The sequence below is a fragment of the Dactylosporangium thailandense genome (assembly GCF_059739745.1).
The window spans coordinates 4,813,705-4,837,044 of the sequence record NZ_AP029195.1; the positions used below are offsets into that span (position 1 = coordinate 4,813,705).

Genomic DNA, 23,340 nt, shown 5'->3' on the forward strand with positions numbered 1-23,340 from the left:
ACCGATCGCTCAGAGCGTCACCTTCAGGCTGTCGACCGACCGCATCTTCAGCCCCGACCACTTGGGCTTGAACCCGTCCGCCAGCCGCATGTCCGGGAACCGGTCCAGGAGCACGTTCGACGCCATCTCGAGCTCGGACTTGGCCAGCATCGCGCCGAGGCAGAAGTGCCGCCCGGAGCCGAAGGCGAACGTGTCACCGGCCGCCGTGAAGGTCTTCTCGTGGGCGAGGTCGGTCCGGTGGTAGTTGAACGTGTCCGGGTCGGCGAACCGATCCTCGTCACGGTTCGCCGAGGCCATGAGCAGCATCACCAGAGTACCGGCGGGAAGGCGCATCCCATGGATCTCGACCTCCTGGGTGATCTTGCGACCGTTCATCTGCGACGGCGGACTGATTCGGAGCGTCTCACTGATGGCCGGGATGACCTGCGAGCGGTCGTCCCGCACCTCCTCGAACAGTCCACGCTCGCCCAGGAGGTAGGCGAACATGCTGGCCAGCGCCTTGCCGGTGGTCTCCGAGCCGGCGTTGAGCAGCTGCGTGATGTGCGTGAGGATCTCGGCGTCCTCGAGGCGCTCGCCGTCGATCTCGGCAGTGATCAGGCCGGAGATGAGGTCGTCGCCGAGGTTCGAGCGTCGGTCTTCGACCACCGGGGCGAGATAGTCCCACAGCTCCTCGGTCGCTTGACGACCACTTTCGTCGATCTCCGGGTCGCGGGCGATGTTGCCGAGGAATGCGACATGACGGCTGTACCAGTTGAAGAACTTGTCATAGTCACTGTGCGGCAGCCCGAGCATGTCGGTGATCACGTAGACCGGCAGGTAGTAGCCGAAATCGGCCAGCAGGTCGACCGTGTTGCCCGGCTTGAAGCCGCGCGTGATGTGTTCGGATGCCGATGCGACGGAGCGGTCCAGGATCGTCGCCACGTTGCGCGCGATGACGGGCGCCCACTTCTCCAGTCCCTTGCCACGGAAGTACGGCGTCACCAGAGCCCGCTTGCGGCTGTGTTCCGCGCCGTCCATCTGCAGCATCGACCGCCCGAACACGGGCTGCAGGCTGACTTCGTAGTTCTGGGTGGAGAACAACGGGTTTCGGTAGGCGAACCCGACGTCCGAGTGCTTGGCGATCAGGTAGCCCTGGTAGCCGTCATCCCAGTGGACTGGGTCCTCGGCCCGAAGCCGGCGGTAAAACGCATCGGGGTCGGCAGCGACCTCGGGCGAGAGGAACCCGGGCAGCGTCTGAGCGGCGGTGTTGCTCATCGAGTCGTCGCCTCCTGTGCGATCTCGTCGAGTCGGTATCCAGACGTACCCCCGGTGAGCGGCATGACGGTCAGCGAGAGTCCGCCGTCCACGGGCAGGTCGACGCCGGTGATGTGCCCGGCCTGCGGGCCGGCGAGGAAGAGCACGGCCCGGGCGATGTCCTCGGCGTGTCCGATCTTCCGCATCGGCGAGACGGCCTCGCGGTAGCGTCGGTTGGCCCTGGCGGCAGCATCCTCGAGGTCGCCGAACGACCGGCGCGTGAGGCCCGTGTCCGTCGGGCCCGGCGAGACACAGTTGGCGCGGATGCCGTAGCGGCCCCATTCGACGGCCATCTGCTGAATCATCACTTTCAGGGCTGCCTTGCTGGCGCTGTACATACCCAGCGGCGGCGTCGGGTGGGTCGCGGAGATCGATGCCGTCGCGACGATCGAACCGCGCGAGTCACGCAGCGCCGGGAAGGCCGCTTGTGCCAGCACGAAGGTCGCGCGGGTGTTGACGTCGAAGGTCCGCTGATAGGTCTCGAGGCTGAGATCCTCGAGCGGGTCGGCCGAGCTGATACCGGCGTTGCTCACGAGGGTGTCGAGACCGCCGAAGACCGAGACCGCCTCTTCCACCGCCTTGCGGACGGCCGCCGGATCGCTCAGGTCGACGACCTGCGGCAGGCACTCGGCCCCGATCCCCTGCAGCTGCGAGGCGACCGACTCGATGGACTCTGCGTCGCGGTCCAGAAGCGCCAGCCGCACCTGGCCGGCTCCGTCGCTCTCGGCTGCTCGCGCCGCCAGGGTCGCCACCGCGCGCCCGATTCCACTGCCTGCACCCGTGATGACGTATCGCAACGGAACCTCCCGGATCATTCATTTAGCATTGTAAAATATCACGATAGGAGTGTGCTCCGCCACAGTCAAGCCACGTCCTCAGCCCAGGAGCCGGATTGGCAGAGCAAGGGGCGTTCGAAGCGAACGGCCGCCCCAGCGGAGGTCGGCTTCGACCAGTCTTGCGTTGGGAAACCTGCACACGATGGCGCCAAAGAGCGCTGTCGCTTCCATCCGGGCCAGACCGGCCCCCAAGCAGAAATGCGGTCCGAGGCCGAGGGATACGTGCGCGCGACTGTTCGGGCGCTCGATTTCCAGCTCGTCTGCGCGCTCGAAGACCGCAGGATCCCGGTTCGCCGCGGCGAGAACGCCGATGACGGTGTCGCCGGCCTCGACCGGCACGCCGTCGATTTCCCGGCTCTCCTTCGCGACATACGGAAGGAAGTGCGCCGGCGTGACGAACCGCAGCAGCTCCTCCACCGCCGCCGGGACACGCTGCGGCTCCGCCACGAGCCGGTCCCACTGATCCGGGTGGCGCAGCAGCTCAAGGAGGCCGATGGCAAGCAGGTTGCTGGTCGTCTCGTGGCCGGCGAAGATCATCAACGCCATCATCGCCATCGCCTCCTCGTGGGAGACCGTGCCGTTCTTCTCCGAATCCAGCAGCGCGGCGACCAGGCCGGTCTCGGAGCCGCTCGTCTGCTGGCGCGCGACGAGCACATCGATGTAGGCCATCAGCTGTCGATAGGCTTCATCGGCCTCGATCGCCGCCTTCTCGGAGTCGGCGTTGAACTTGTTCTCGGCGATTTTCTGGGCCCAGGAATGGACCATGTCGAGGTCGTCGATCGGGATGCCCAAGAGGTCACCGAGGACCTGCAGAGGCAGGGAATAGGCGAACTTCTTGAAGTCGGCCTCACCGCCGCCCTCCGCCAGTGAGGCCAAATTGCGCTCGACCCGTTCATCCACCTTGTCCTGCATTTCGCGGGCCAGGTTGCGCGCCGAGAACGGCGGCTGGACCGCCCGCCGGACTCGTGGATGGTCCGGCGGGTCCATCCGCACCAGTTGATGGAACTCGTGGTCGAGAACGCGACCGAAGGCGGCACTGCCGTGGGGGCTGAACTCCCGCTTCGCGCGTTCGTAACGTGCGGACGTCTTCGTGCCCTGCCGGCTGTAGAGAATGTTGTTGTCGCCGAGCAGCTCGTGCACCTGCTCATGCCGGCTCAGAATCACCACGTCGCCCTGTTTCCAGACCGGGATCTCCTCCCGGAGCCTGTTCCAGGTCGGATACGGATCCGCGAGCTTCCGGCCGTCTCCGGCCAGCAGCGCGAGTACGTCGTCCTTCAGAGTGTTCACGCCTGCACCTCTACTACGAGCTTGCCGACGACCCGACCGGCGAGCAGGTCGGCGAATGCCGGTCCCGCGGCCGCCCAGCCGGACGCCAGGTGGATCTCGTGGTCGAGCGTTCCCGACACGATCATGTCCGTGAGCGCACGGCGCGCGGCAGCGTTGTCCGAGGCGAAGTCGACGGCCCGGAAACCCTGGATGGTCAGCGACCGGGTCACCAGCCTGAACCAGTTGTCCAGGGGCAACGGCGCGATCACGGCCCCACCGATGCCGGACATCTGCCCGCACAGGGCAACGCGGCCGAGCGGTTGCAGTCGCTCGACGAGTCGCGCGGAAGCCTCACCCCACACGTTGTCGAAGACCGCGTGCAGCCCGTCCGGCGCCCAGCGATCGATCTCGGCCGGCCAGTCCGCGCTGCGGTGGTCGACCGCGGTGATGCCGCGCCGCTTCAGGCCATCCACCTTCTCAGGACCGCCCACGACGCCGAGGACGTCGGCGCCGCTCGCGGCGATCAGCTGTGCGGCGACCTGGCCCACGCCACCGAAGGCACCGGTCACGACGATCTTCTCGCCCGCACGCGGGCGCAGCACCCGCGTCACGCCGAAGTAGGCTGTCAGGCCGGTCAGTCCGAGCAGACCGACGGCGTGATGGAGTGCGACACCCACCGGCGCCTCATACCGCTCAGCCACCGTGGCCGGGATGCATACCTTCGTGGCCCAAGCGCCGGGCGCGATCACGGTGTCCCCCACGGCGAAGTCGTCACTCCGGGACTCCGAAACGGTGCCGACAATGCCCGCGGGCGGGACGAAGCCGGCACCCTCCGACCGGAGGCGGATCCGCTGCGAAGGATCCAGGGAGGCGTACCGGACATCGACAATGATCTCGCCGTCTGCCGGTCTCGGCAGCTCCCGTTCGACCACCGCGAACGAGCCGGCGGTGATCGGAGCCGCGCCGTCGTGGGTGAGCCGGGCTTCGTGTGTCGTGACCGACGTCGCCATAGACCCCTCCTTTCATCTCACAATAAGTTAGCATGGTTAATCAAATGCGCCACCCTTTCCTTCGCAGGGCAGCGAGAGCGCCGCGATCGACAAGGCCGCGTTCATCGTCGGCGGCAGATCCGCTGACGAGCACAGCGGTGGAAGATCGCCCTACCGGAGAGGATCGACGGCTGCGTGGTTGCCGACGGTCGCCGCCAGGCGTGCGAGGTGGTGACGCCGGTCGCCCAGCAGGTGCTCGATGGTGGTGAGCCGCAGCGCGTAGTGGCCGACCTGGTACTCCATGGTCAGGCCGATCCCACCGTGCAGCTGAATCGCCTCCTGGCCGATATGACGACCGGACTCGGCAACCCGGAGCTTGGCTCGCGACGCAGCCTCGATGCCTTCGATCTCGTCGCCGTCCTCGAGCACCATCGACGCCCACAACACCGTGCTGCGGGCGAGCTCGAGTGAGACGTACATGTCGGAGGCGCGGAACGCGAGGTTCTGGAACGCGTTCAGCGGCTTCCCGAACTGGTGGCGGCTGCGCAGGTAGTCGCGGGTGATCTCCAGCGCGCGCTCCATGGCGCCGAGTGCCTCGTGGGCGTACGCCACCTGTGCAAGCGCCCGCGCGTAGTTGACCAGGTCGGTGGCGTCTGCCGCCGGATCACCGAGGGGCTCCGCGGCCACCCCGTCGAAGGACACCCTGGCGGCTCGCCCGCCGTCGTAGGTGCTGAACGACGTCCGCTCGCCCTCTTTCGTCGTGAAGAGAGCCGGCGTCCCGTCGACGTCAGCGACCACGACGAGCAGGTCCGCCCGCGCGCCGTTGAGCACCGGCGAGACGCTGCCGTCGAGCACCCAGGCGCCGCCGGCGCGCCGAGCGGTGACCCCCGGGCCGCCGACGTACGCCGGCAGCACAGTGCCGTCCGCGATCCTGGAGACGTCGGCGCCGGCCCGCACGAGGAGTCCGCCGCACAGCACGACGGCCTCGACGAAGGGCTCGGGAGCCAGCACGCGCCCAATCTCCTCCGCCACCAGCCCGACCTCGACAGGCCCGGCGCCGATGCCGCCGGCCGCTTCAGGGAAAGGCAGACCGAGTACTCCCATCTCGGCGAGCCGGGCCCACACGGCCTCGTCGAAGCCGGGGTCGTCGGCCGTGGCGTGGCGACGACCATCGATCGTGGCGTAGGTCTTGCCCAGCAGGCTGCGTACCGCCTCGCGGATCGCGCGCTGCTCGTCGGTGTAGTCGAAGTCCATGTCCTAGAGCCCCAGGATCGTGCTGGCGATGATCTGTCGTTGCACCTCGTTGGAGCCGCCATAAATGCTGGCGGCCCGCAGATGGAGGTAGGTCGCGGCGGCTGGGCGCGTCCACGCAGGCGCTCCTGCGGCCGGGTCGCCGGAGAGCCCCTGCTCGCCCGCGAGGTTGAGCACGAGCTCGGTGACCGCCTGCTGCAGCTCGGACCCTGCCAGCTTGAGGACGGACGAGGCGGGCTGGGCTCTGCCGTCAGCGGAGTCGGCGGCCACCCGGATCGACGTCAGCTCGATCGCCAGGAGGTCGTTCTCCAGCCGGGCGAATTCGGCCGCGAGGAGCCGGTCCTGGCGCAGTCGCTCTCCGGCCCAGTCCTTGGCCTTCGCCAGCAGCCATTTGGTCCCGCCCACGCCGGCGATCCCCACGCGTTCGTTGCCGAGAAGGAACTTGGCGTAGTCCCACCCGTGGTTCTCCTGACCCACCAGGTTGTCGACAGGAACCCGGACGTCCTCGAAGAAGACCTCGTTGACGAGGAACCCGCCGTCGATGAGCTGGATCGGCCGGACGGTGACGCCCGGCGTCGTCATGTCGATAAGGAGGAAGGAGATGCCGGCCTGCCTGCGGGGTGCCGCGGGGTCGGTGCGCACCAGGGTGAAGATCCAGTCGCCGTACTGGGCGTAGGAGGTCCAGATCTTCTGGCCGTTGACGACATAGTGGTCGCCGTCGCGCACGGCCGAGGTGCGCAGGCTCGCGAGGTCCGATCCGGCATCGGGCTCGGAGAAGCCCTGCGACCACCAGATGTCCGCGTTCCGGGTGGGCGGGAGGAAACGCTCCTTGATCGCCTGCGATCCGAACGCGGCGATGACCGGGCCGACCATGGAGGCGTTGAAGGTGATCGGCGGTGGGACGCAGGCCAGCTGCATCTCCTCGTGCCAGATGTGCCGCTGGAGCGCAGTCCAGTCCTTGCCGCCCCATTCGACAGGCCAGTTGGGAACGGCGATGCCGGCCGCGTCGAGCGTTCGCATCGACTCGACCATCTGCTCCTTGGTGAGCTCCTCGCGCGCCGCCACCGTCTCCCGGATGTGTTGCGGCACCTGGGTGTTGAAGAACTCGCGCAGCTCGGCGCGGAAGGCCGCATCCTCAGGCGACAACCTCAGCTTCATGGGAACAGCCGCCTCAGCAATCACTTAGCGTCCCTAAATAATGACCTTCACCGTGACACGGCCGGCGAGTCGTGTCAAGGACGGCGCCGCGAGACCGCGTCCGACCTCAACAGGCGAGCCGGCCGCCATCGACGTTGATCACCTCTCCCACTACGTACGACGCCAGGTCACTCACAAGGAACAGCGCCACGCTGGCGATCTCCACCGGCTCCCCCAGCCGTCCGAGTGGCGCCGGCACAGTCCCCTGGAAGATCGCGTGCGAGCGCCTGCTCATCGGGGTGTCGATGACGCCTGGCGCGATCGCGTTCAGGCGGATTCCCTGCGGCGCCAACTCCTTGGCAGCCGAACGCATAAGGGCGTGCACCCCACCCTTGGACGCGCTGTAGTGGGGCAGCCCGGCGAGGCCGTGAACGGCGGCCTCAGACCCGATCAGAACGATCGCGCCGCCCTGGCGGGGAATCATCAACTCGGCCGCAGCCTGCAGGACGAAGAAGGTGCCATCCAGGTTCACGGCCTGCATGCGGCGCCACTGCTCACCACTGACCGCGGGCAGCGTCAGCACTGGCTCCCGAACCGAGGTCTGGTGAAACGCGAGGTCCTTGATGGCGGGGTCGTCCACGCCGGCGGCGTGGACAACCATGTCGATCGGACCCAGCTCCCGCTCGACATCAGCGAACGCAGTGCGAACAGCGTCGGCATCGGCCACGTCGACGCACAGACGGAGCGCCGCTGCGCCGGCCTCGTCCCCGACCCCCGCGGAGTGGTCGATCGCGGCGACCCGCGCTCCCTCGCCGGCAAAGAGCGCGCATACCGCGGCACCGATTCCCGACGCCGCACCGGTGACCAATGCGATCTTGCCCTTGAGCATGTAGTCGTCCTCCCGCCCTACAACAGCACTCCGGTGCGCGGGTCACGCGTTAGTTAGCGTGATGTAGCAACTCGCATGATTGCGACGCGCGTCACACACTGTCAAGGCCCGCCTTCACCGAATCCGGTTGCAGGTGCCACCGACGCGACACGCACCTTGACAACCATGGGATCGCCCGCCACGGTGACCAGGATACACTTAGCCTAGTTAAGCACTCGTGACGCGGCTCGCCCACGAAGGACGAAAGGAGATCCAAAGGTGCGGCTTGAGAACACCGCGGCGATCGTCACCGGCGCAGCCTCGGGCCTAGGCGCGGCCACGGCGCACGCCCTGGCCAGCCGAAAGGTGCAGGTGTTCGGCTTCGACCTCCCCTCGGCGATCGAGCGGGCCGCCGAGATCGACGGTGTCACCTACGTGAGGGTCGACGTGACCGACGCCGACCAGGTCGCCGCCGCTGTCGCCACCGCCGCATCGACAGACTTCCCCCTCCGCGCCGCCGTCAACTGCGCCGGCATCGCACCCTCGATGCGCATCCTGGGCAAGAAGGGACCCCATGACCTCGCCCTCTATGCCCGGGTCATCCAGGTCAATCTCGTCGGGACCTTCAACGTTCTCGCGCTGGCCGCGGCGCAGATCGCTACCGCCGAACCCCTTGAGCACGGACAGCGCGGTGCGATCGTCAACACCGCCAGCATCGCGGCATACGAGGGCCAGGTCGGCCAGGCTGCATACGCGTCCTCCAAGGGAGGCGTGGTGGGTTTGGCCCTGCCCGCGGCTCGCGACCTTGCGCAGTATGGAATCCGCGTCAACACCATCGCACCCGGGATCGTGGAGACGCCGATGCTGGCGACCGTATCCGAAGAGTTCCGCGCGGGGCTCGCCGCCGGCGTTCCCTTCCCTCAGCGCCTCGCGCGACCCGACGAGTACGCCGATCTTGCGCTCTTCCTCCTCGAGCATGACTACCTCAACGGTGAGGTCGTCCGGATGGACGGCGCTCTGCGTATGGCGCCACGCTGACGGTTACGCGGCGGAGGTGCGGATCTGGCGGAGCAGCACCGAGATGGCGGACAAGTTCGCCCGGGGACAGGCCGTGGGCACACCCGGGGTCGCCGCGGCGTGGCACGAGCAGGGCCGGTCGGTCATGTGGACACAGCTATTGCAGCTACGAACCGACCTGGCCATGCTGGCGGAATCGGCGCCTGGCCTCGCGCAACGCCTTGATGCGGTGCGCGGTGCCCTGCAGGCACCGGCGTCCGGGACGGGACACGCCGCGAGCCCACTACCGTTCAGGTGAACGAGGACATGCCCCAGCGGCCGGGCCGGGGAGCAACGCGGGAGAGCCGGTCGGAGGGCGATGCCGGCGGCATCACCCACGGAGGAGGCCGGCTGCAGGGTCACAGGCTGATTCGAACCGAATCGCGCACTTGCCGGTCGACCGGTGAACTCGGTTGACACAAGGCAGTACACCCTGACCCTGGCATACGGTCACGCCGAGCCCCGCGGGCTGCTGCTGGCGTACACGTACGAAGGTCGCATCGGTTCACCCGACTTAGGGCTTCTCATGCGCGTTCAGCACACGGGTCATCAGGTGCTGACCCAGCCCGTGTTCATGACCGGTGAATGGGCGCAGGGCCTCTGGGACCTCGTCCTCCCGCTGTTGGATTTCGGGGAGCTGTAGCAGCCTCGACGTCTCGCGCAGGAGGCTGGCCGCTCCGTCTTGCTGTGGCGCCTGCCGGCTCTTCAAGTCTTCCGTCAGACGGCGGGAGTGCTCGATGGGCGAGGCATCTCCTGGCGATCGCTCGATTGAGCGACTCGTCGTCGACGGCCTGCGAGTACACGCAACCACGATCAAAATCGGTCGAATGGTCAACTGTTGGTTCAACGGACCGACAAGAAGCCCCAGCCAAGGCAGGCCCAGTCATCGTCAACGACGAACGGCCGCCGGCGCCGCACTCCCGCAGCGGCAGATCCGCGCACATGACTCTGGGTATCGGGCTACACGCCGTCGAAGCCGCGATAGGTACCGGACTCGTCGGCCGCGTCGGCGAACTCGTTGAAGTCCATGTTCGCGATGCTGAGGTTGGCCGAGACGTCGGCATACCATCGGGGCGGCACGCGGAACGTCCGACCGGGCTCGTCGTACAGATCGACAGCGAGCAGTGGGCGCTCGGGGTCGGTCATGGTGGTTGCGTCCGCAATGAAGAGGTAGGTCAGTTTGGCGTCTTCCGCCGCGGCGGCGTCGGCCTCGACCAAGTCCTGGATGGTGACGCCGAGGTAGCGGGTGTCGCTGACGTAGGTCGCGCCACCGGCGCCGGTGACGGTCTGGATCTCTGTCCAGGCGGCGTCGTCCGTAAAGTCGGTTCGCAGGACGAGCGAGCTCAGGTCGTCGGGTTGAGGCAGCGACAGCACGTTGACGATCATCCCATCCTCAAGGCCTCACGCTCGCGCGGTCTTGCCGACCCATGTCCCGACATCGCCGCATCCGGCGGCCGATCGGCAATTGCTTCACTACAGGACGAGCGCACTGCGGCAGATGAGGATGTCAAGATCGCTGGTCGGCGACCGATGGGTCCAGGGCGAGGACTGTGGAGGCCTGGATCGCGGGTGTGTCCGGATACAAGCAGCGGCTCCGACGTCTTCACTGTACGAGTGGTGCCGGTCGGCAGGAGCCGTGCCGGCCGGTAGCTGAGGGAGCGAGTGAGATGGCCAAGGTTGTCCTGCAAGCCGTGGTTTCGGTGGACGGCTACATCGCCGATTCCGGCGATGCGGTCGGGCCGCTGTTCGACTGGTACGGCAACGGGGACGTTACGGTCCAGGCAAACAGTCAGTGGGCGTTCCGCGTCAGCGGCGCTTCCGCCGACTACGTGAAGGCCTTCTGGGAGGCAGTCAAGGTCACCGTAATCGGCCGGCATCTGTTCGACATGACCGACGGCTGGTCGGGCGTGCCCGCCGCCGGGGACGTCGTCATCGTCGTCACGCACCGGCCGCTGCCCGCCGAGTGGCTTGCCAGGTTTCCTGCAGCACCGTTCCGGGCCGCCGGATCGGTCCAGGCCGGCATCGCTCTGGCCAAGGAAATCGCTGGTGACGGTCTGGTCTGCGTGACCGCCGGCGACGTCGGCGGACAAGCGTTCTCGGCGGGCCTCGTCGACGAAGTTGCGATGGACGTCGCCCCCGTGGTCATGGGTGGGGGAAAACGGTTCTTCGGCAGCCACACCGGCACCGTCCTCCTCAACGACCCGGACATGATCGTCCAAGGCGACCGCGTGCTGCACCTCCACTACACCATCGACCACGACCGGAAGCCCGACCTCCCTCATCCGGCATGAAGCAACGCAATACTCGATCAGCGGCATGTCCGTGCACCCGATCAAGCGGCTTTGACGGCCGTGACGCTCGATCGGCGGCGCAACGTACTGGATTTCCCCCGTCACCTTCTACCAGGCCGTGACGTACTGTCGCGGGCGTGCTCTTCGTCTACCGGACGCATTACGAGGGTCCGCTGAGCCTGCGGGTCCGGCAGATCCCCGACGCCAGCGTGTTGGGCTGGTTCCGGCGGGGCTGGGACTGCGACGACCCGTGGGACTGGATCGACGCGGAGCTCGGCGGCCACGTGTACGGCCTCGGCTCGATCTTCGAGGCTGCGCGCGCGAACGGACAGCCCCCGCCGCAGACGGTCGGCGAGCTGGGCACGCTGCTGCGCGCTCAGCGGTACGTCGAAGGCGGCACCGACGACGTCCGGCTCGACGAGCACAGTCTGCGCGTGCGTGACGACGACGACGAGGTCGAACTGGCCTACTTCTTCCTCGACGACGAGGTGGTGGTGGCAGCCCGCGGCGACCGGCTCGCCTACCTGCTGCACTCCTGGCCGCTGCCCGGCGACGCGGGCGCGCCGGCGGCGTTCGACCCGGGCTGCCCGGTGACCGTCGCGACACCGGCCGGTCACAGCGACGCCACGACGTACGCGGTGTTCCTCACTCACTACGACGGCAGGACCCTGGCCCGCATGGCGCCGCTCGCGTTCCCCGGCGTCGACCTGCCGGGCGTGGCCGGTCACCTGCGCACCGCCGACCCCGGCGAAGACTGGCCGGAGGAACTGCTCGTGCTGCGGGCGCTCGTCGCGCCGGACGAAACCACCGTCGAGCCGGCGCTGCAGCGGTGCAACCACTGGCCGGGCTTCAACCTCAACGACACCCCGTGGCCGCGGGGCATGCCGGACGCGCACGCCGCCGTACACCGTGAGGCTGTCGAACTGATCGAGGTTGGCGAGTGCACCCATGAGCGAAACCCCGGCGCGTCCCTGCTCCAGGTCGCCGAGCACCTCGCCCAGCTGGCGATGCACTGCAACGAGCCGTTCGGCTACCAGCAATGGTTCCTGTTCGACACCGCCTGGGCGGCCGCACATCCGGACCTGGCGCGCTCGCTGCTGCGGTACGCCGGACACTGGGACCCGCTCGACTGATAGGCCGTCCTACCGAGACGTTCCAGCAACCGGAGGCGATGACCGGCCGGCCGGCGACCCTCGACGAGCTGTTCGGTGACGACCTGTCTCACCAAGGAACCCGCCACTCGGCCACGCCCGAACCTACTCGGATGCGAATCCGATGCCCTTCGGGCGGTGCATGGACTCTTCGGTGTACTCGTACGGCGGCCTGTCGCCGATCTGGATGCCGTAGAGAGCGTGCCCGGCCGGCACGGCTAACAACTCGAAATACAGCATGCACGTCTCGGACACGAGCGAACCGCGGCCCAGCTCAGCGACCGCGAGCACGGCGCCAGCTCCGTCAAGCGCGGCGACTCGAGCGCCGGCATGCAGGTCGGTGAACTCTCCGTCCCCCGCGCACTCGCGGACATCCGAAGCCGGGTCCGCCAACGGGTCCAACGCGGGCCAGTATTCGCCCGGATTGAGCATGACAGCCCCGATGGTGCGGAACGAACCGAACCCAAGCACATTCCAGGGAGAACCGCCTGTCGGTGTCTGCGCAGCAACCCAGAGGAAGCCGCCAACCGCGACGAGAACGACCACGAGTGTCACCGCGACGACGATCCGCAGTGGGCGCAGACCCCGGGGCGCGACCGTGCCTGACCGGTCGCAAAATTCTAAGGGCGTCACGCCGGACATTATCGTTCGTGGTCAACGACCAGGATCTGGTCGCCGCGCCTGTACGGGCGACGCGACGTTGAGCCGCACATCGGCAGGACATGCGACCGCCGACTACGAGCCGGCACGCTGCGTCACAGGCTCCGCCGACCTACGTGCAAGGTCAGCGGCTACCTATCTAATTTGATCTACGACCTGTGCCCGGCCAGGCTGGGTCGAGGTGATCGGCGGGTGGCTCTCACAAGCGGCTGTCCACTGCACGTGGGTGTGACTCTCTCATGGCTTGCACCCGCCGGTCACCGTGGCCTGGAGTGGCTCAAGAGGGGTATGCCCAGCTCAAAGTAGCGTTGCCCTCCTCGCCGATCGTCCACAGTGCACGAACGAGGAGAGACAGCGGATGAGTCGTGTGGTGATCGGGATGGACCCGCACAAGCGGTCCGCCACGATCGAGGTCATCAACGAACGCGAGAAAATCCTGGCGCAGGGCCGATACGCCACTGACACCGGCGGCTACGCGCAGATGCTGGCAGCTGGTCGCCGGTTCCCGGACCGGACATGGGCGGTGGAAGGCTGCGCCGGGATTGGCCGGCACATCGCCCAACGCCTGGTCGCCGACGGTGAGACCGTGCTGGACGTGCCGCCGAAGCTGTCGGCACGCGTGCGGGTGTTCGACACCGGTCAGGGCCGCAAGACCGACCCGGTCGACGCGCACAGCGTGGCTGTGGCCGGCCTGCGCAGCCCAGACCTGCGCCAGGTCCAGCCCGACGACGCCACGGTCGCGCTGCGGTTGCTGGTCGACCGGCGTGACGAACTCGGCTACGCCCGCACCGAGACCGTGAGCCGTATTCACCAGTTCCTGCTCGAGCTCGTGCCGGGCGGCGCGAAGAAGTTCCTCACCCGGGGCCAGGCCAGCTACCTGCTGCGCACCGCTCCGGAACCGGTCGGCATCGTGGCTGAGACCCGCCACCGGCTGGCCCGCGAGCTCATCGACGAGCTCACCACGATCGACGGCAAGATCAAGGCCGCCGATAAACAGTTGCGTGACCTGGTTGCCGCGGCCGGGAGCACCCTGACCGGGCTCAACGGCATCGGCCCGTCCAGCGCCGCCCGTCTCCTCGGCGACATCGGTGACATCGACCGGTTCCGCACGGCCGGGCACTTCGCGTCGTGGAACGGCACCGCCCCAATCGACGCCTCCTCCGGTGACCAGAAACGGCACCGGCTGTCCCGAGCCGGGAACCGGCGCATCAACCGGGTCCTGCACATCATGGCCATCGTCCAACTCCGCCACGACACCCCCGGCCGCACCTACTACCGGCGCCGCCCCGCCGAGGGCAAGACCACGATGGAAGCGCTCCGCGCGCTCAAACGCCACCTGTCCGACGTCGTCTTCAAGCGCATGCTCCACGACGTCGCACGCGCCCGGACGACCGAGGCGGCGGGTCCAGCAGGACAACCGGGAACGACTCTGCAATCCAGCGCGACCGGCCCAATCCCGACAGCCGGCTCTTCGGACAAGTCACAAACCGAACCCGCCACCACCAAGCCTAGAACATTCCTCACTCCAACCCCTTGACCTAGAGGGGAGCCATGAGCGTGCGTCTCTGGTCGTGCTGGCGGGCCTCATTCCCGCCAGCTGTAGACCGCCCGCAGCCGAGGGAAGTCGGACGCACGCCACAGGACTTCAAGCCCGCGTTCGCGTGGCACCAGCAACGCCTTCGGCAACGGTCTCGCCACGCCACACAGCGCAATTTCCACCTCCGCCGCACCCTCCTCGCCGCCGGTCTCCTTAAGCTCGTACCACCGCGCGCCATACAACATGGAAATGTACGAATAATTGTCACCGACAGCCACGATCAGTACCTCCACGCCCCACTTGTCCCATACGAACAGGGGACCGCTCGATTCCATGACCTCGCCGTACACCGCGTCGAGCTCACCCGGGCCCAGCCGGCGCTCGCCGGGCGGCGACCACAGCGACAGATCGATATCAGGCAGGCCCTCCGGCGAAGGCATGCCGGGAAGCACAAGCTGGACCCACGTCTCGTCGCCCGCTACACGATCATGGAACTTCACGGTGCGCCCCGAAGCAAGGCCGCGGTGGCCACCGACACCTCAGCCCGCACAGCACTGGCGCAACGGGCCCGCCGAACTGGAGCTCGCGATCGGCGGCAGATGAGTGCGTCACCGGGGCGAATGCGCCGTGAAGTCTCCTGCGTATTCGTCTGATTCGACGGTTGCGCCCATCCGTGCGAGGAGTTGGATCTGTTCGCGAGTCAGCCACCAGCCCATCGCGCCGTATCCGCCGTCGGGATCGTCGAAACAGCGGACCATCATGAGGCCCGCATCGACATCGCCACCATCGACGAGGGCTCGCACCCGGTCGGCGGCGGGCGCGATGCGAGCGAGAACGGTGGACACTTGTTCATCGATCCGTCCGTGCGTCCGGCAGCTGATCTCCCACGGTCACCGGCAACGGTTCCGCCCTGTCCGACGTGACGCAAGCCCAATTGGACCCCTGGATCGCCGAACTGCCCGGCCAACGCCGTGGCCTGCGTGCGTTCGTGCTGTGGGCCGCCGTGCACGGCTATCTGGCCCGCGACTTGGAGGTGTCGCCCGGCACCAGCCGGGAGCGCCGCATCGCGATGGACGACGAGCAGCGCCTGGGTCTGGCCCGGACGCTCATGCGGGACCGTCTCGACGACCCGCCCGCGCGCCTGGCGGCCGCGCTGGTCCTGCTGTTCGGGCAGCGCTTCACGCGGCTCGCCGTCCTCGAGGCAGATGCTGCCGCAGTCACCGACGGAAGGACGTTTACGGGGAGCAGCCGACGGACCGCGTCGGGTGTTCAGCGAGCAAGCATGACGCGTAATCATCGCGTCCGGTGTGATCGGTATCCGTCAATCCCCTGGAATCGTGGAGGACTCCGTCATGCGGCTTGAGCCTGGAGTGCTCGGCCATTGCTTGCTCGTAGTCGATAGGAGCGCCCGTCGCAGATGGGATGGCGTCGGCGGCGGTTCCAGAGCGGCGTCGTGGTGGGCGCCCATGGCGTAGCCAAGGATGCGCCGGGAGTACCCGGTCGATGACGGTGGCGATTATGTGGAATCAAATTTGTCAGGGTGCATGGGGCACCAGTTTGCGGCGTGGAGCGGCCTCACCGTCAGGCCCATCGCGGCCAGCAGCACGCTGGGTCATGCCTGAGCCGCGGCCTGTACAGCGCGGGTTGGCAGGCATCCGGACCGACACCACAGGTTAGGCGCGGTGCGACCGCGGGTACCGCGGCTCGGTGCTTGACGTTGAGGCTTGCGGGGGGCTGCGATGCGAACCTTCGTGATGCGGCGGATCGGCGAGGTCGGCTTCCTGGACAAGCCGGTGCCCCGGATTGGGCCGAGCGACGCGGTCGTGCGGACCACCAAAGCGCTGATCTGCACGTCCGACTCGCACACGGTGCACGGGGGGATCGGGCCGCGGGAGAACCTGACGCTGGGCCACGAGGCGGTCGGCGTCGTCGCCGAGGTTGGCGGTGAGGTGCGAGGCTTCCGGCCCGGCGACCGGGTGCTTGTCGGTGCCATCACCCCGGACTGGGGAGATCCGGCAGCGCAGGGCGGGCACGCTTCGCAGTCGGGGGCGCCGCTGGGCGGCTGGAAGTTCTCCAACACCAAAGACGGCGTGTTCGCCGAGTATTTCCACGTCAACGAGGCCGACGCCAACATGGCGAAGATTCCGGACGGTGTCTCGGACGATGCGGCCGTGTACTGCGCCGACATGCTCTCGACCGGTTTCATGGGCGCGGAGAACGGCAATGTGCCGATTGGCGGGACGGTGGCCGTCCTCGCGCAGGGACCGGTGGGTCTCATGGCGACCGCCGGGGCCCGGTTACGCGGCGCCGGGCTGATTGTCGGTGTCGAGACGGTCCAGCGTCGGCAGCGCCTCGCACGCGGGTACGGCGCCGACGAGATTGTCGACTTCGCAACGGAGGACCCTGTCGAGCGGATTCTCGAGCTGACCGGCGGGCAGGGCGTCGACACGGCGATCGAGGCGCTCGGCGCCGAGGTGAGCTTCCAGACCGCGGTGAAGGTCACGAAGCCGGGCGGGACGATCTCGAACATCGGGTACTTCGGCGAGGGCGACTATGTGCGCATCCCCCGCATCGAGTGGGGTGTGGGCATGGCGGACAAGACCATCGCGACCGGGCTGTGCCCGGGCGGGCGGCTGCGCATGGAACGGCTGTTGCGGGTACTGGCGACCAAACGCGTTGATCCCACGTACATGACCAGCCACACCTTCGCCTTCGAGGAGATGGAGCACGCGTTTGACATCGCGGACCGCAAACTCGACGACGTCGTGAAGGTACTCGTGTCGTTCTGACGCAGCTCACACCGAAAGGGGGCGAGACATGCTCGATCGTGAACCGTCGTTCCGCCCGATCCGGCGCCGGGACGGATACCTTCCGCTGGAGGAGCTCGGGCTGATCGGCGACGGCGCGACCGCGGCGCTGGTCGGCCTCGACGGCAGCATCCCCTGGCTGTGCGTGCCCGGCTTCGACGACGAGCCGCTGTTCTGCGCCCTGCTCGACCACGCCAAGGGCGGGCAGTTCACCGTGGCACCGGACGATCTGCTGGAGGCGCGGCAGTGGTACGGGCAAGACACCGGGATACTCGTCACCGAGCTGCGCACCGCCACCGGCGTGGTCCGCCTGACCGACGCACTCACGTTGCGTCCCGGCGCCGACCTGACCGACGACAGCCCCGCCGGCCGCGGCGAGTTGGTGCGCTCCGTGGTCGTCCTGGCGGGGGAGGTCCGGCTGCGGGTGGGCATGGAGCCCCGGGGTGGAGGACGCGCCCGCGCCGCCTTCGACGGCCTGGAGGTCCAGGCATCCGCGCGCCCGAACGTCAGGCTGCATCTGCGCTCCAACCTGCCGCTCACCGGCTTGCACAGCACGTACGACCTGGCCCAGGGCGACCGCCTGGACCTGATGCTGTCCTGGGGTCGCATCCACCGCCACCATCGTCTCGACGCGGAGGCGAACCTGCGGGAGACCGACGCGGCGTGGAAGCGGTGGATGACGAACTTCGCATACGCCGGGCCGCAGGAGCCGATGGTACGGCGAGCGGCGATCACCCTGAAGTTGTGCGATCACTGGGTCAACGGCTCGGTGGCCGCCGCGCCGACGTCGTCGCTGCCGGCGCCGGTCGGCGGGTCACGCAACTGGGACTATCGGTACGCGTGGATCCGCGATGCGGCCTTCGCCGTCTTCGCGTTGCGGCGCATCGGGTTCGCCAACGAGGCCGACGCGTTCCTCGGCTGGGTCCTGGACGCCTTCGAGCAGAGCCGCTCGCCGCGGATCATGTACACCCTCGACGGTAGCCCGGTGCCCGGCGAATGGATCGACACCGACCTCGCCGGGTACCGCAACTCGGCACCAGTGCGGTGGGGCAACGGCGCGGCCGACCAGCGCCAGCACGACGTGTACGGCGAGGTGCTCGACTGCGCCGACCAGTGGGTCCGCAGCGGCGGCCGGATCGGCCCCGACCTCTGGACGGAACTGTCCACACTCGCCGACACCGCCGAACACGCCTGGCGGCAACCCGACCAGGGCATCTGGGAGATCCGCAGCGAAGGACGGGTGTTCACCTACTCGGCCGCGCTGTGTCACGTCGCCCTCGACCGGGCGGCGGCCATGGCGGAACGGCTCGACCTGCCCGGACCTGCGCCGCGGTGGCGCTCGACGGCCACCCGCATTCGCAGCGCCATCCTCGACGAGGCGTGGAACGAGAAGGCCCAGACACTCGGCGAGCATCTCGACGGCGGCGGCGTGGACGCCAGCCTGCTCGCGTTGCCGCTGCGCCGCGTGGTGGCGGCGGACCACCCGCGCATGGTGGCAACCACCAGAGCCATCGCCGACCGCCTCGACGCCGGTGGCGGCCTGCTCCACCGGTACCGTCACGACGAGTCACCCGACGGCCTCCCCGGCGACGAGGGAGCGTTCCTGCTCTGCAGCTTCTGGATGGTCGACAACCTCGCCGGTCAGGGACGCCTCGACGAGGCCCGAGAGTTGTACGACACGCTGTGCGCCAAGGCGAGCCCGCTCGGTCTGCTGTCCGAGCAGGTCGATCCGTCCACCGGCGCGCTGACCGGCAACTTCCCCCAGGCGTTCAGCCACATCGGTGTCATCGCCAGCGGTGTCACGCTGGCCCGGGCCGCAGCAGGAGCGGAGACGGCGACATGATCCAGCGACTCGTCATCCTCGGCGCAACAGGCGATCTCACCGCGCGGTACCTGCTGCCGGCGCTCGCGTCCCTGCGGGCCGCCGGGTGGCTCGACGGCCGGTTCCGGCTCGTCGGCGCCGGCCGTGAGGACTGGAGCGACGGCGAGTTCCGTGCCTGGGCGGCCGCCCAGCTCGACCGCCACGGGGCAGGCCTTCCGGCGGACGCGCGGCGGGAGGTGGTCACGGCGGCGGGGTATCACCGGGCGGACGTCACCGACCCGGCGAGCCTGGCCGCCGTGCTCGGCGACGGGGCCCCGGTCGCCGCGTACCTCGCCCTGCCGCCGTCGCTGTTTCCCGCCGCGGTCGCCGCGCTGCACCGGGCCGGCACGGCACCGGGCAGCACCGTCGTGTTCGAGAAGCCGTTCAGTGAGGACCTGGCCGGAGCGGTCGAGCTCAACCAGTTGCTGTCCGGGCTGTACCCGGAGCAGGCGATCTTCCGGGTCGACCACTTCCTCGCCATGACAACCGTGCAGAACCTTCTCGGTGTCAGGCTCGCCAACCGGGTCCTGGAACCGATCTGGAACAGCAGGCACATCGCGGCGGTGGACATCGTCTGGGACGAGTCGCTGGCGTTGGAGGGCCGGGCCAGCTACTACGACGGTGTCGGGGCGCTGAAGGACATGCTGCAAAACCACCTGCTGCAGCTGCTGTGCCTCGTCGCCATGGAGCCTCCGATCGGCCTCGGCGACCGCGACCTTCGCGATCGCAAGGTTGACGTGCTGCGCTCCATCCGCCCGCTGACCCTGGAGGATGCGGCGCACCGCAGCCGCCGGGCGCGCTACACCGGCGGACGGATCGGCGACCGCACGATCCCGGCGTACGTCGACGAGGACGGTGTCGACCCGCAGCATCGCACCGAGACGTTCGCCGAGGTGCGGCTGGAACTCGACAACTGGCGGTGGCCGGGAACGGTCTTCCGGCTGCGCACAGGCAAGGCGCTGGGCCGCGACCGAAGGGAGGTCGCCGTGCACTTCCGGCCGGTACCGCACCTGCCGTTCGGCGGCGTCGAGCCTCCGCCGAACGTGCTGCGGTTCGGACTGGAGCCCGAGACTGTCGGGCTGCATCTCACAGGCACCGGCGCCTGCGGCGACGCGCTCGTGCCGCTCACACTCGCCGCCCACCTCGAACCGGCCACGCTGCCGCCCTATGCGCGGCTGCTGCTGGACGTCCTCAACGGCAACTCGACGTTGTCGATCCGCGCCGACGAGGCCGAGGAGTCCTGGCGTGTCGTCACCCCGGTGCTTGATGCCTGGGCCAAGGACGTGGTGCCGCTGGAGGAGTACGCGGCCGGGTCGGACGGACCGGGCCCGCGACAGTCCGATCGGAGGGCGCCTCATGACGGCGGCTGACGGCAACGGGCGCCTGCGCAGCCAGGCATGGTGGGGCAACCCCGCGCGCCCGGACATGACGGCGCTGTACCTGGAGCGGTACCTGAACTTCGGCCTGACCCCGGAGGAGCTGCAGTCCGGCCGGCCGGTCGTCGGCATCGCGCAGACCGGCAACGACCTGGTGCCCTGCAACCGGCACCACATCGAGCTCGCCGGGCGGGTCCGCGACGGGATCCGCGACGCGGGCGGCATTCCGCTGGAGTTCCCCGTGCACCCGCTGCAGGAGACGGGGAAGCGGCCCACCGCGGCGCTCGATCGCAATCTCGCCTATCTCGGCCTCGTCGAGGTGCTGTACGGATATCCGCTGGACGGCGTCGTGCTGACCACGGGCTGCGACAAGACCACCCCGGCGTGCCTGATGGCGGCCGCGACGGTCAACCTGCCGGCGATCGTGCTGTCCGGCGGGCCAATGCTCAACGGCTACATCGACGGCCAGCGGGCCGGGTCGGGGCTCATCATCTGGCAGTCGCAACGGCTGCTCGCCCGCGGGGTGATCGACTACGCCGAGTTCATGGACCGCGCCGCGCGCTCCGCGCCCAGCATCGGCCACTGCAACACGATGGGCACCGCCCTGTCGATGAACAGCATCGCCGAGGCGCTGGGGATGTCGCTGCCGGGCTGCGCCGCGATACCGGCGCCGTACCGCGAACGGGGCCAGATCGCCTACGACACCGGACGGCGCGCGGTCGAACTGGTGCGGGAGGGCCTCACTCCGCGCGACATCATGACGAGGGACGCGTTCGACAACGCCATCACCGTCACGGCCGCGCTCGCCGGCTCGACCAACTGCCCGATCCACCTCATCGCCATCGCCAGGCACGTCGGCGTGGAGCTGACCGACGCGGACTGGGAGAAGGTCGGCGGCGACGTGCCGATCCTCGCCAACTGCGCGCCCTCCGGCGAGTACCTCGGCGAGGACTTCCACCGCGCCGGCGGCGTGCCGGCCGTGATGCACGCGCTGCTTGAGGCCGGCCGGCTGCACGCGGGCGCGATCACCGTCAGCGGCCGCACCGTCGCCGACAATGTGCGCGACGCCGGGAGCGCGGACCGGAGCGTGATCGCCGACTACGACAAGCCGTTCGCGCTGCACGGCGGCTTCCTGGTCCTGCACGGCAACCTCTTCCGGTCCGCCATGATGAAGATGTCCGTCCTGATGCACGATCTCCTCGCCCGCTACCAGGCGGGGCCGGTCGTGTGGCGGGCCATCGTCTTCGACGGGTCCGAGGACTACCACAAGCGCATCGACGACCCCGCGCTCGAGATCGACGAGGACTGCGTCCTGATCGTCCGCAACACCGGGCCGATAGGGTTTCCCGGCTCCGCCGAGGTGGTGAACATGCAGCCACCCGCCACGCTGATCCTACGCGGCATCGAGGCCGTCCCGACAATGGGCGACGGCCGGCAGAGCGGCACCGCCGACGCCCCGTCAATCCTGAACGCAAGCCCGGAGGCCGCGGTCGGCGGCAACCTCGCGATCCTGCGCACCGGGGACCGCATCCGGTTCGACATGCGGGCGCACCGCATCGACGTCGAGCTCAGCGAGGAAGAGATCGCCGAGCGCCGGCGCGCGCTCGAACCGCCCCCGCTCACCAACCAGACGCCCTGGCAGGAGCTGTTCCGGGCGCACACGGGACAGATGGACACCGGCAGCTGCCTGGAGCTGGCGGTCACGTATCAGGACGTCGTCCACACGAAGGGACTCCCCCGTGACTCCCACTGACCGCGGAACCATCATGATCGCCGACTACGACTTCGGTGACGTCGACATCGAACGGGCCATCGCCGAGGAGGCGGGGTTCGCGCTGCACGCCTACCAGTGCAAGTCGGAGGACGAGGTGATCGAGCACGGGCAGAACGCCGACGGCATCCTCACGCAGTACGCCCACATCGGCGCCAAGGCGATGGACCGGCTCCCGCGGTGCCGCGTGATCGCCCGCTACGGCACCGGGGTCGACATCGTCGACGTCGACGCCGCGACCCGACACGGCATCCAGGTGACGAACGCGCCGAACGACTGGTGCGCCGAGGAGGTCGCCGACCACGCGATTGCACTGTGGCTGTGCGCGGCCCGGAAGATCAGCGAGTACGACACCGCGACCCGGATCGGGGAATGGCAATGGCAGACCGGTGAGCCGATCTGGCGGCTGCGCGGGCGCGTGTTCGGCATCCTCGGGTTCGGCGCCATCGCCCAGCTCATCGCCGACCGCGCCCGCCCGTTCGGGGTGGAGCTACGCAGCCACGACCCGTTCGTCGACGACGAACGCATCCGGGCCCACGGCGTGCATCCGGTGACCCTCGACGAGCTCGTCACCGGCTCCGACTACCTGATCATCCAGGCACCGCTGACGCCGGACACCCGCCACCTGTTCGACGCCACGACGCTCGCCCGCATGAAGCCGACCGCGATTCTCGTGAACACCGCCCGCGGACCCATCATCGAGGACGCGGCGCTCGCCAGCGCCCTCCAGCACGGCACCATCGCCGGCGCTGCCCTGGACGACCTGGAGGAGGAGCCGGCGAAGCAACGCGACTGGCGGCCGGACAATGCGCTGCTCACGCTGCCAAACGTCGTCGTCACCCCGCACGCCGCCTACTACTCCGAGCAATCCATCGAGACCGTACGGTCGGTCGCAGCCCACGAAGCCGTCCGGGTCCTCACCGGCCGGCAACCGCACTCCCCCGTGAACCAACCCGCCAACCGGTAACGAACGGTGCCGCCGCGTCCATCGATGAAGACCCACCCACTGCGAACTGCCCCCGCTGCGGTCGTCGGCGCCGATCGTCTTCACCAGCGGTGATGTTGCGACCGTACACGCCGAGATGGAAGCGGCCGCCATTGGCCGAAACGTCTGGGTCATGGGCGGCGGCGACCTTGGGGGCCCGCGGTCACGTACAGCCCGGAAGGCGTCGCCAGACACGCCAACCACG

Annotated in this window: 22 protein-coding genes; 11 read left to right on the plus strand and 11 right to left on the minus strand. The window is 68.6% G+C overall.

What is annotated here, in order from left to right:
• Positions 1–9: 9 nt before the first annotated feature.
• The 7 genes from AC6JBM_RS20870 to AC6JBM_RS20900 all read right to left on the minus strand — a co-directional run bounded on the left by AC6JBM_RS20870 (position 10) and on the right by AC6JBM_RS20900 (position 7,661).
• Positions 10–1,254: a cytochrome P450 gene (locus AC6JBM_RS20870; protein WP_497985243.1), complete on the minus strand. Its 1,245-nt coding sequence runs from the start codon at positions 1,252–1,254 to the stop codon at positions 10–12.
• On the minus strand, positions 1,251–2,108 hold the full coding sequence (locus AC6JBM_RS20875) for an SDR family NAD(P)-dependent oxidoreductase (RefSeq protein ID WP_350624574.1): 858 nt from the start codon (positions 2,106–2,108) through the stop codon (positions 1,251–1,253). Before AC6JBM_RS20875 ends, AC6JBM_RS20870 begins: the two co-directional genes overlap by 4 nt.
• Before the next feature lie 60 nt (positions 2,109–2,168).
• The gene (locus AC6JBM_RS20880) at positions 2,169–3,416 is read right to left on the minus strand and encodes a cytochrome P450 (RefSeq protein WP_497985244.1); all 1,248 of its coding nucleotides are present in this window, start codon (positions 3,414–3,416) and stop codon (positions 2,169–2,171) included.
• Complete coding sequence (locus AC6JBM_RS20885; protein WP_497985245.1) at positions 3,413–4,405, minus strand: zinc-binding dehydrogenase; 993 nt, start codon at positions 4,403–4,405, stop codon at positions 3,413–3,415. Before AC6JBM_RS20885 ends, AC6JBM_RS20880 begins: the two co-directional genes overlap by 4 nt.
• Before the next feature lie 150 nt (positions 4,406–4,555).
• On the minus strand, positions 4,556–5,638 hold the full coding sequence (locus AC6JBM_RS20890) for an acyl-CoA dehydrogenase family protein (RefSeq protein WP_497985246.1): 1,083 nt from the start codon (positions 5,636–5,638) through the stop codon (positions 4,556–4,558).
• 3 nt (positions 5,639–5,641) lie between these two features.
• A complete protein-coding gene (locus tag AC6JBM_RS20895) occupies positions 5,642–6,817 on the minus strand; it encodes an acyl-CoA dehydrogenase family protein (protein ID WP_497985247.1) in 1,176 nt (391 codons plus the stop codon).
• Between the two features lie 82 nt (positions 6,818–6,899).
• Entirely contained in the window at positions 6,900–7,661 is a 762-nt protein-coding gene (locus tag AC6JBM_RS20900) for an SDR family NAD(P)-dependent oxidoreductase (RefSeq protein WP_497985248.1), read from the minus strand.
• Positions 7,662–7,919: 258 nt separating this feature from the next.
• Between AC6JBM_RS20900 and AC6JBM_RS20905 the strand changes: the two genes are divergently transcribed.
• Positions 7,920–8,678, plus strand: a complete 759-nt coding sequence (locus AC6JBM_RS20905) for an SDR family oxidoreductase (RefSeq protein ID WP_497985249.1) — start codon at positions 7,920–7,922, stop codon at positions 8,676–8,678.
• Between the two features lie 421 nt (positions 8,679–9,099).
• Positions 9,100–9,339, plus strand: coding sequence for a hypothetical protein (locus AC6JBM_RS20910; protein ID WP_497985250.1), 240 nt, complete (start codon positions 9,100–9,102; stop codon positions 9,337–9,339).
• Positions 9,340–9,656: 317 nt separating this feature from the next.
• On the opposite strand, the gene AC6JBM_RS20915 is transcribed toward AC6JBM_RS20910, so the two are convergent.
• Positions 9,657–10,082: a DUF6924 domain-containing protein gene (locus AC6JBM_RS20915; RefSeq protein ID WP_497985251.1), complete on the minus strand. Its 426-nt coding sequence runs from the start codon at positions 10,080–10,082 to the stop codon at positions 9,657–9,659.
• A 281-nt stretch (positions 10,083–10,363) separates the two neighbouring features.
• Between AC6JBM_RS20915 and AC6JBM_RS20920 the strand changes: the two genes are divergently transcribed.
• Both AC6JBM_RS20920 and AC6JBM_RS20925 read left to right on the plus strand, forming a co-directional pair.
• On the plus strand, positions 10,364–10,987 hold the full coding sequence (locus tag AC6JBM_RS20920; protein ID WP_497985252.1) for a dihydrofolate reductase family protein: 624 nt from the start codon (positions 10,364–10,366) through the stop codon (positions 10,985–10,987).
• Between the two features lie 137 nt (positions 10,988–11,124).
• Complete coding sequence (locus AC6JBM_RS20925; RefSeq protein ID WP_497985253.1) at positions 11,125–12,120, plus strand: hypothetical protein; 996 nt, start codon at positions 11,125–11,127, stop codon at positions 12,118–12,120.
• Between the two features lie 123 nt (positions 12,121–12,243).
• Here the strand turns inward: AC6JBM_RS20925 and AC6JBM_RS20930 are convergent, their stop codons facing one another.
• Positions 12,244–12,693, minus strand: coding sequence for a hypothetical protein (locus tag AC6JBM_RS20930; RefSeq protein WP_497985254.1), 450 nt, complete (start codon positions 12,691–12,693; stop codon positions 12,244–12,246).
• A gap of 463 nt (positions 12,694–13,156) precedes the next feature.
• Between AC6JBM_RS20930 and AC6JBM_RS20935 the strand changes: the two genes are divergently transcribed.
• The gene (locus AC6JBM_RS20935) at positions 13,157–14,335 is read left to right on the plus strand and encodes an IS110 family RNA-guided transposase (RefSeq protein ID WP_497985255.1); all 1,179 of its coding nucleotides are present in this window, start codon (positions 13,157–13,159) and stop codon (positions 14,333–14,335) included.
• A 47-nt stretch (positions 14,336–14,382) separates the two neighbouring features.
• Here the strand turns inward: AC6JBM_RS20935 and AC6JBM_RS20940 are convergent, their stop codons facing one another.
• Both AC6JBM_RS20940 and AC6JBM_RS20945 read right to left on the minus strand, forming a co-directional pair.
• Positions 14,383–14,835 carry a hypothetical protein gene (locus tag AC6JBM_RS20940; protein ID WP_497985256.1) on the minus strand — a complete coding sequence of 151 codons (453 nt, stop codon included), beginning with the start codon at positions 14,833–14,835 and terminating at the stop codon, positions 14,383–14,385.
• 108 nt (positions 14,836–14,943) lie between these two features.
• The gene (locus AC6JBM_RS20945) at positions 14,944–15,216 is read right to left on the minus strand and encodes a DUF4279 domain-containing protein (protein ID WP_497986502.1); all 273 of its coding nucleotides are present in this window, start codon (positions 15,214–15,216) and stop codon (positions 14,944–14,946) included.
• Positions 15,217–15,254: 38 nt separating this feature from the next.
• On the opposite strand from AC6JBM_RS20945, the gene AC6JBM_RS20950 reads away from it, so the two are divergent.
• The 6 genes from AC6JBM_RS20950 to AC6JBM_RS20975 all read left to right on the plus strand — a co-directional run bounded on the left by AC6JBM_RS20950 (position 15,255) and on the right by AC6JBM_RS20975 (position 23,117).
• Positions 15,255–15,698, plus strand: coding sequence for a hypothetical protein (locus AC6JBM_RS20950; protein ID WP_497985257.1), 444 nt, complete (start codon positions 15,255–15,257; stop codon positions 15,696–15,698).
• Between the two features lie 376 nt (positions 15,699–16,074).
• Positions 16,075–17,124 (plus strand): NAD(P)-dependent alcohol dehydrogenase, encoded by a 1,050-nt coding sequence (locus AC6JBM_RS20955; protein WP_497985258.1) that lies wholly within the window; start codon positions 16,075–16,077, stop codon positions 17,122–17,124.
• Positions 17,125–17,152: 28 nt separating this feature from the next.
• The gene (locus AC6JBM_RS20960; protein WP_497985259.1) at positions 17,153–18,985 is read left to right on the plus strand and encodes a glycoside hydrolase family 15 protein; all 1,833 of its coding nucleotides are present in this window, start codon (positions 17,153–17,155) and stop codon (positions 18,983–18,985) included.
• The gene (locus AC6JBM_RS20965; RefSeq protein WP_497985260.1) at positions 18,982–20,373 is read left to right on the plus strand and encodes a glucose-6-phosphate dehydrogenase; all 1,392 of its coding nucleotides are present in this window, start codon (positions 18,982–18,984) and stop codon (positions 20,371–20,373) included. Before AC6JBM_RS20960 ends, AC6JBM_RS20965 begins: the two co-directional genes overlap by 4 nt.
• The gene (locus AC6JBM_RS20970) at positions 20,360–22,132 is read left to right on the plus strand and encodes an IlvD/Edd family dehydratase (protein ID WP_497985261.1); all 1,773 of its coding nucleotides are present in this window, start codon (positions 20,360–20,362) and stop codon (positions 22,130–22,132) included. Before AC6JBM_RS20965 ends, AC6JBM_RS20970 begins: the two co-directional genes overlap by 14 nt.
• The gene (locus AC6JBM_RS20975) at positions 22,119–23,117 is read left to right on the plus strand and encodes a C-terminal binding protein (protein ID WP_497985262.1); all 999 of its coding nucleotides are present in this window, start codon (positions 22,119–22,121) and stop codon (positions 23,115–23,117) included. Before AC6JBM_RS20970 ends, AC6JBM_RS20975 begins: the two co-directional genes overlap by 14 nt.
• Positions 23,118–23,340: the final 223 nt, after the last annotated feature.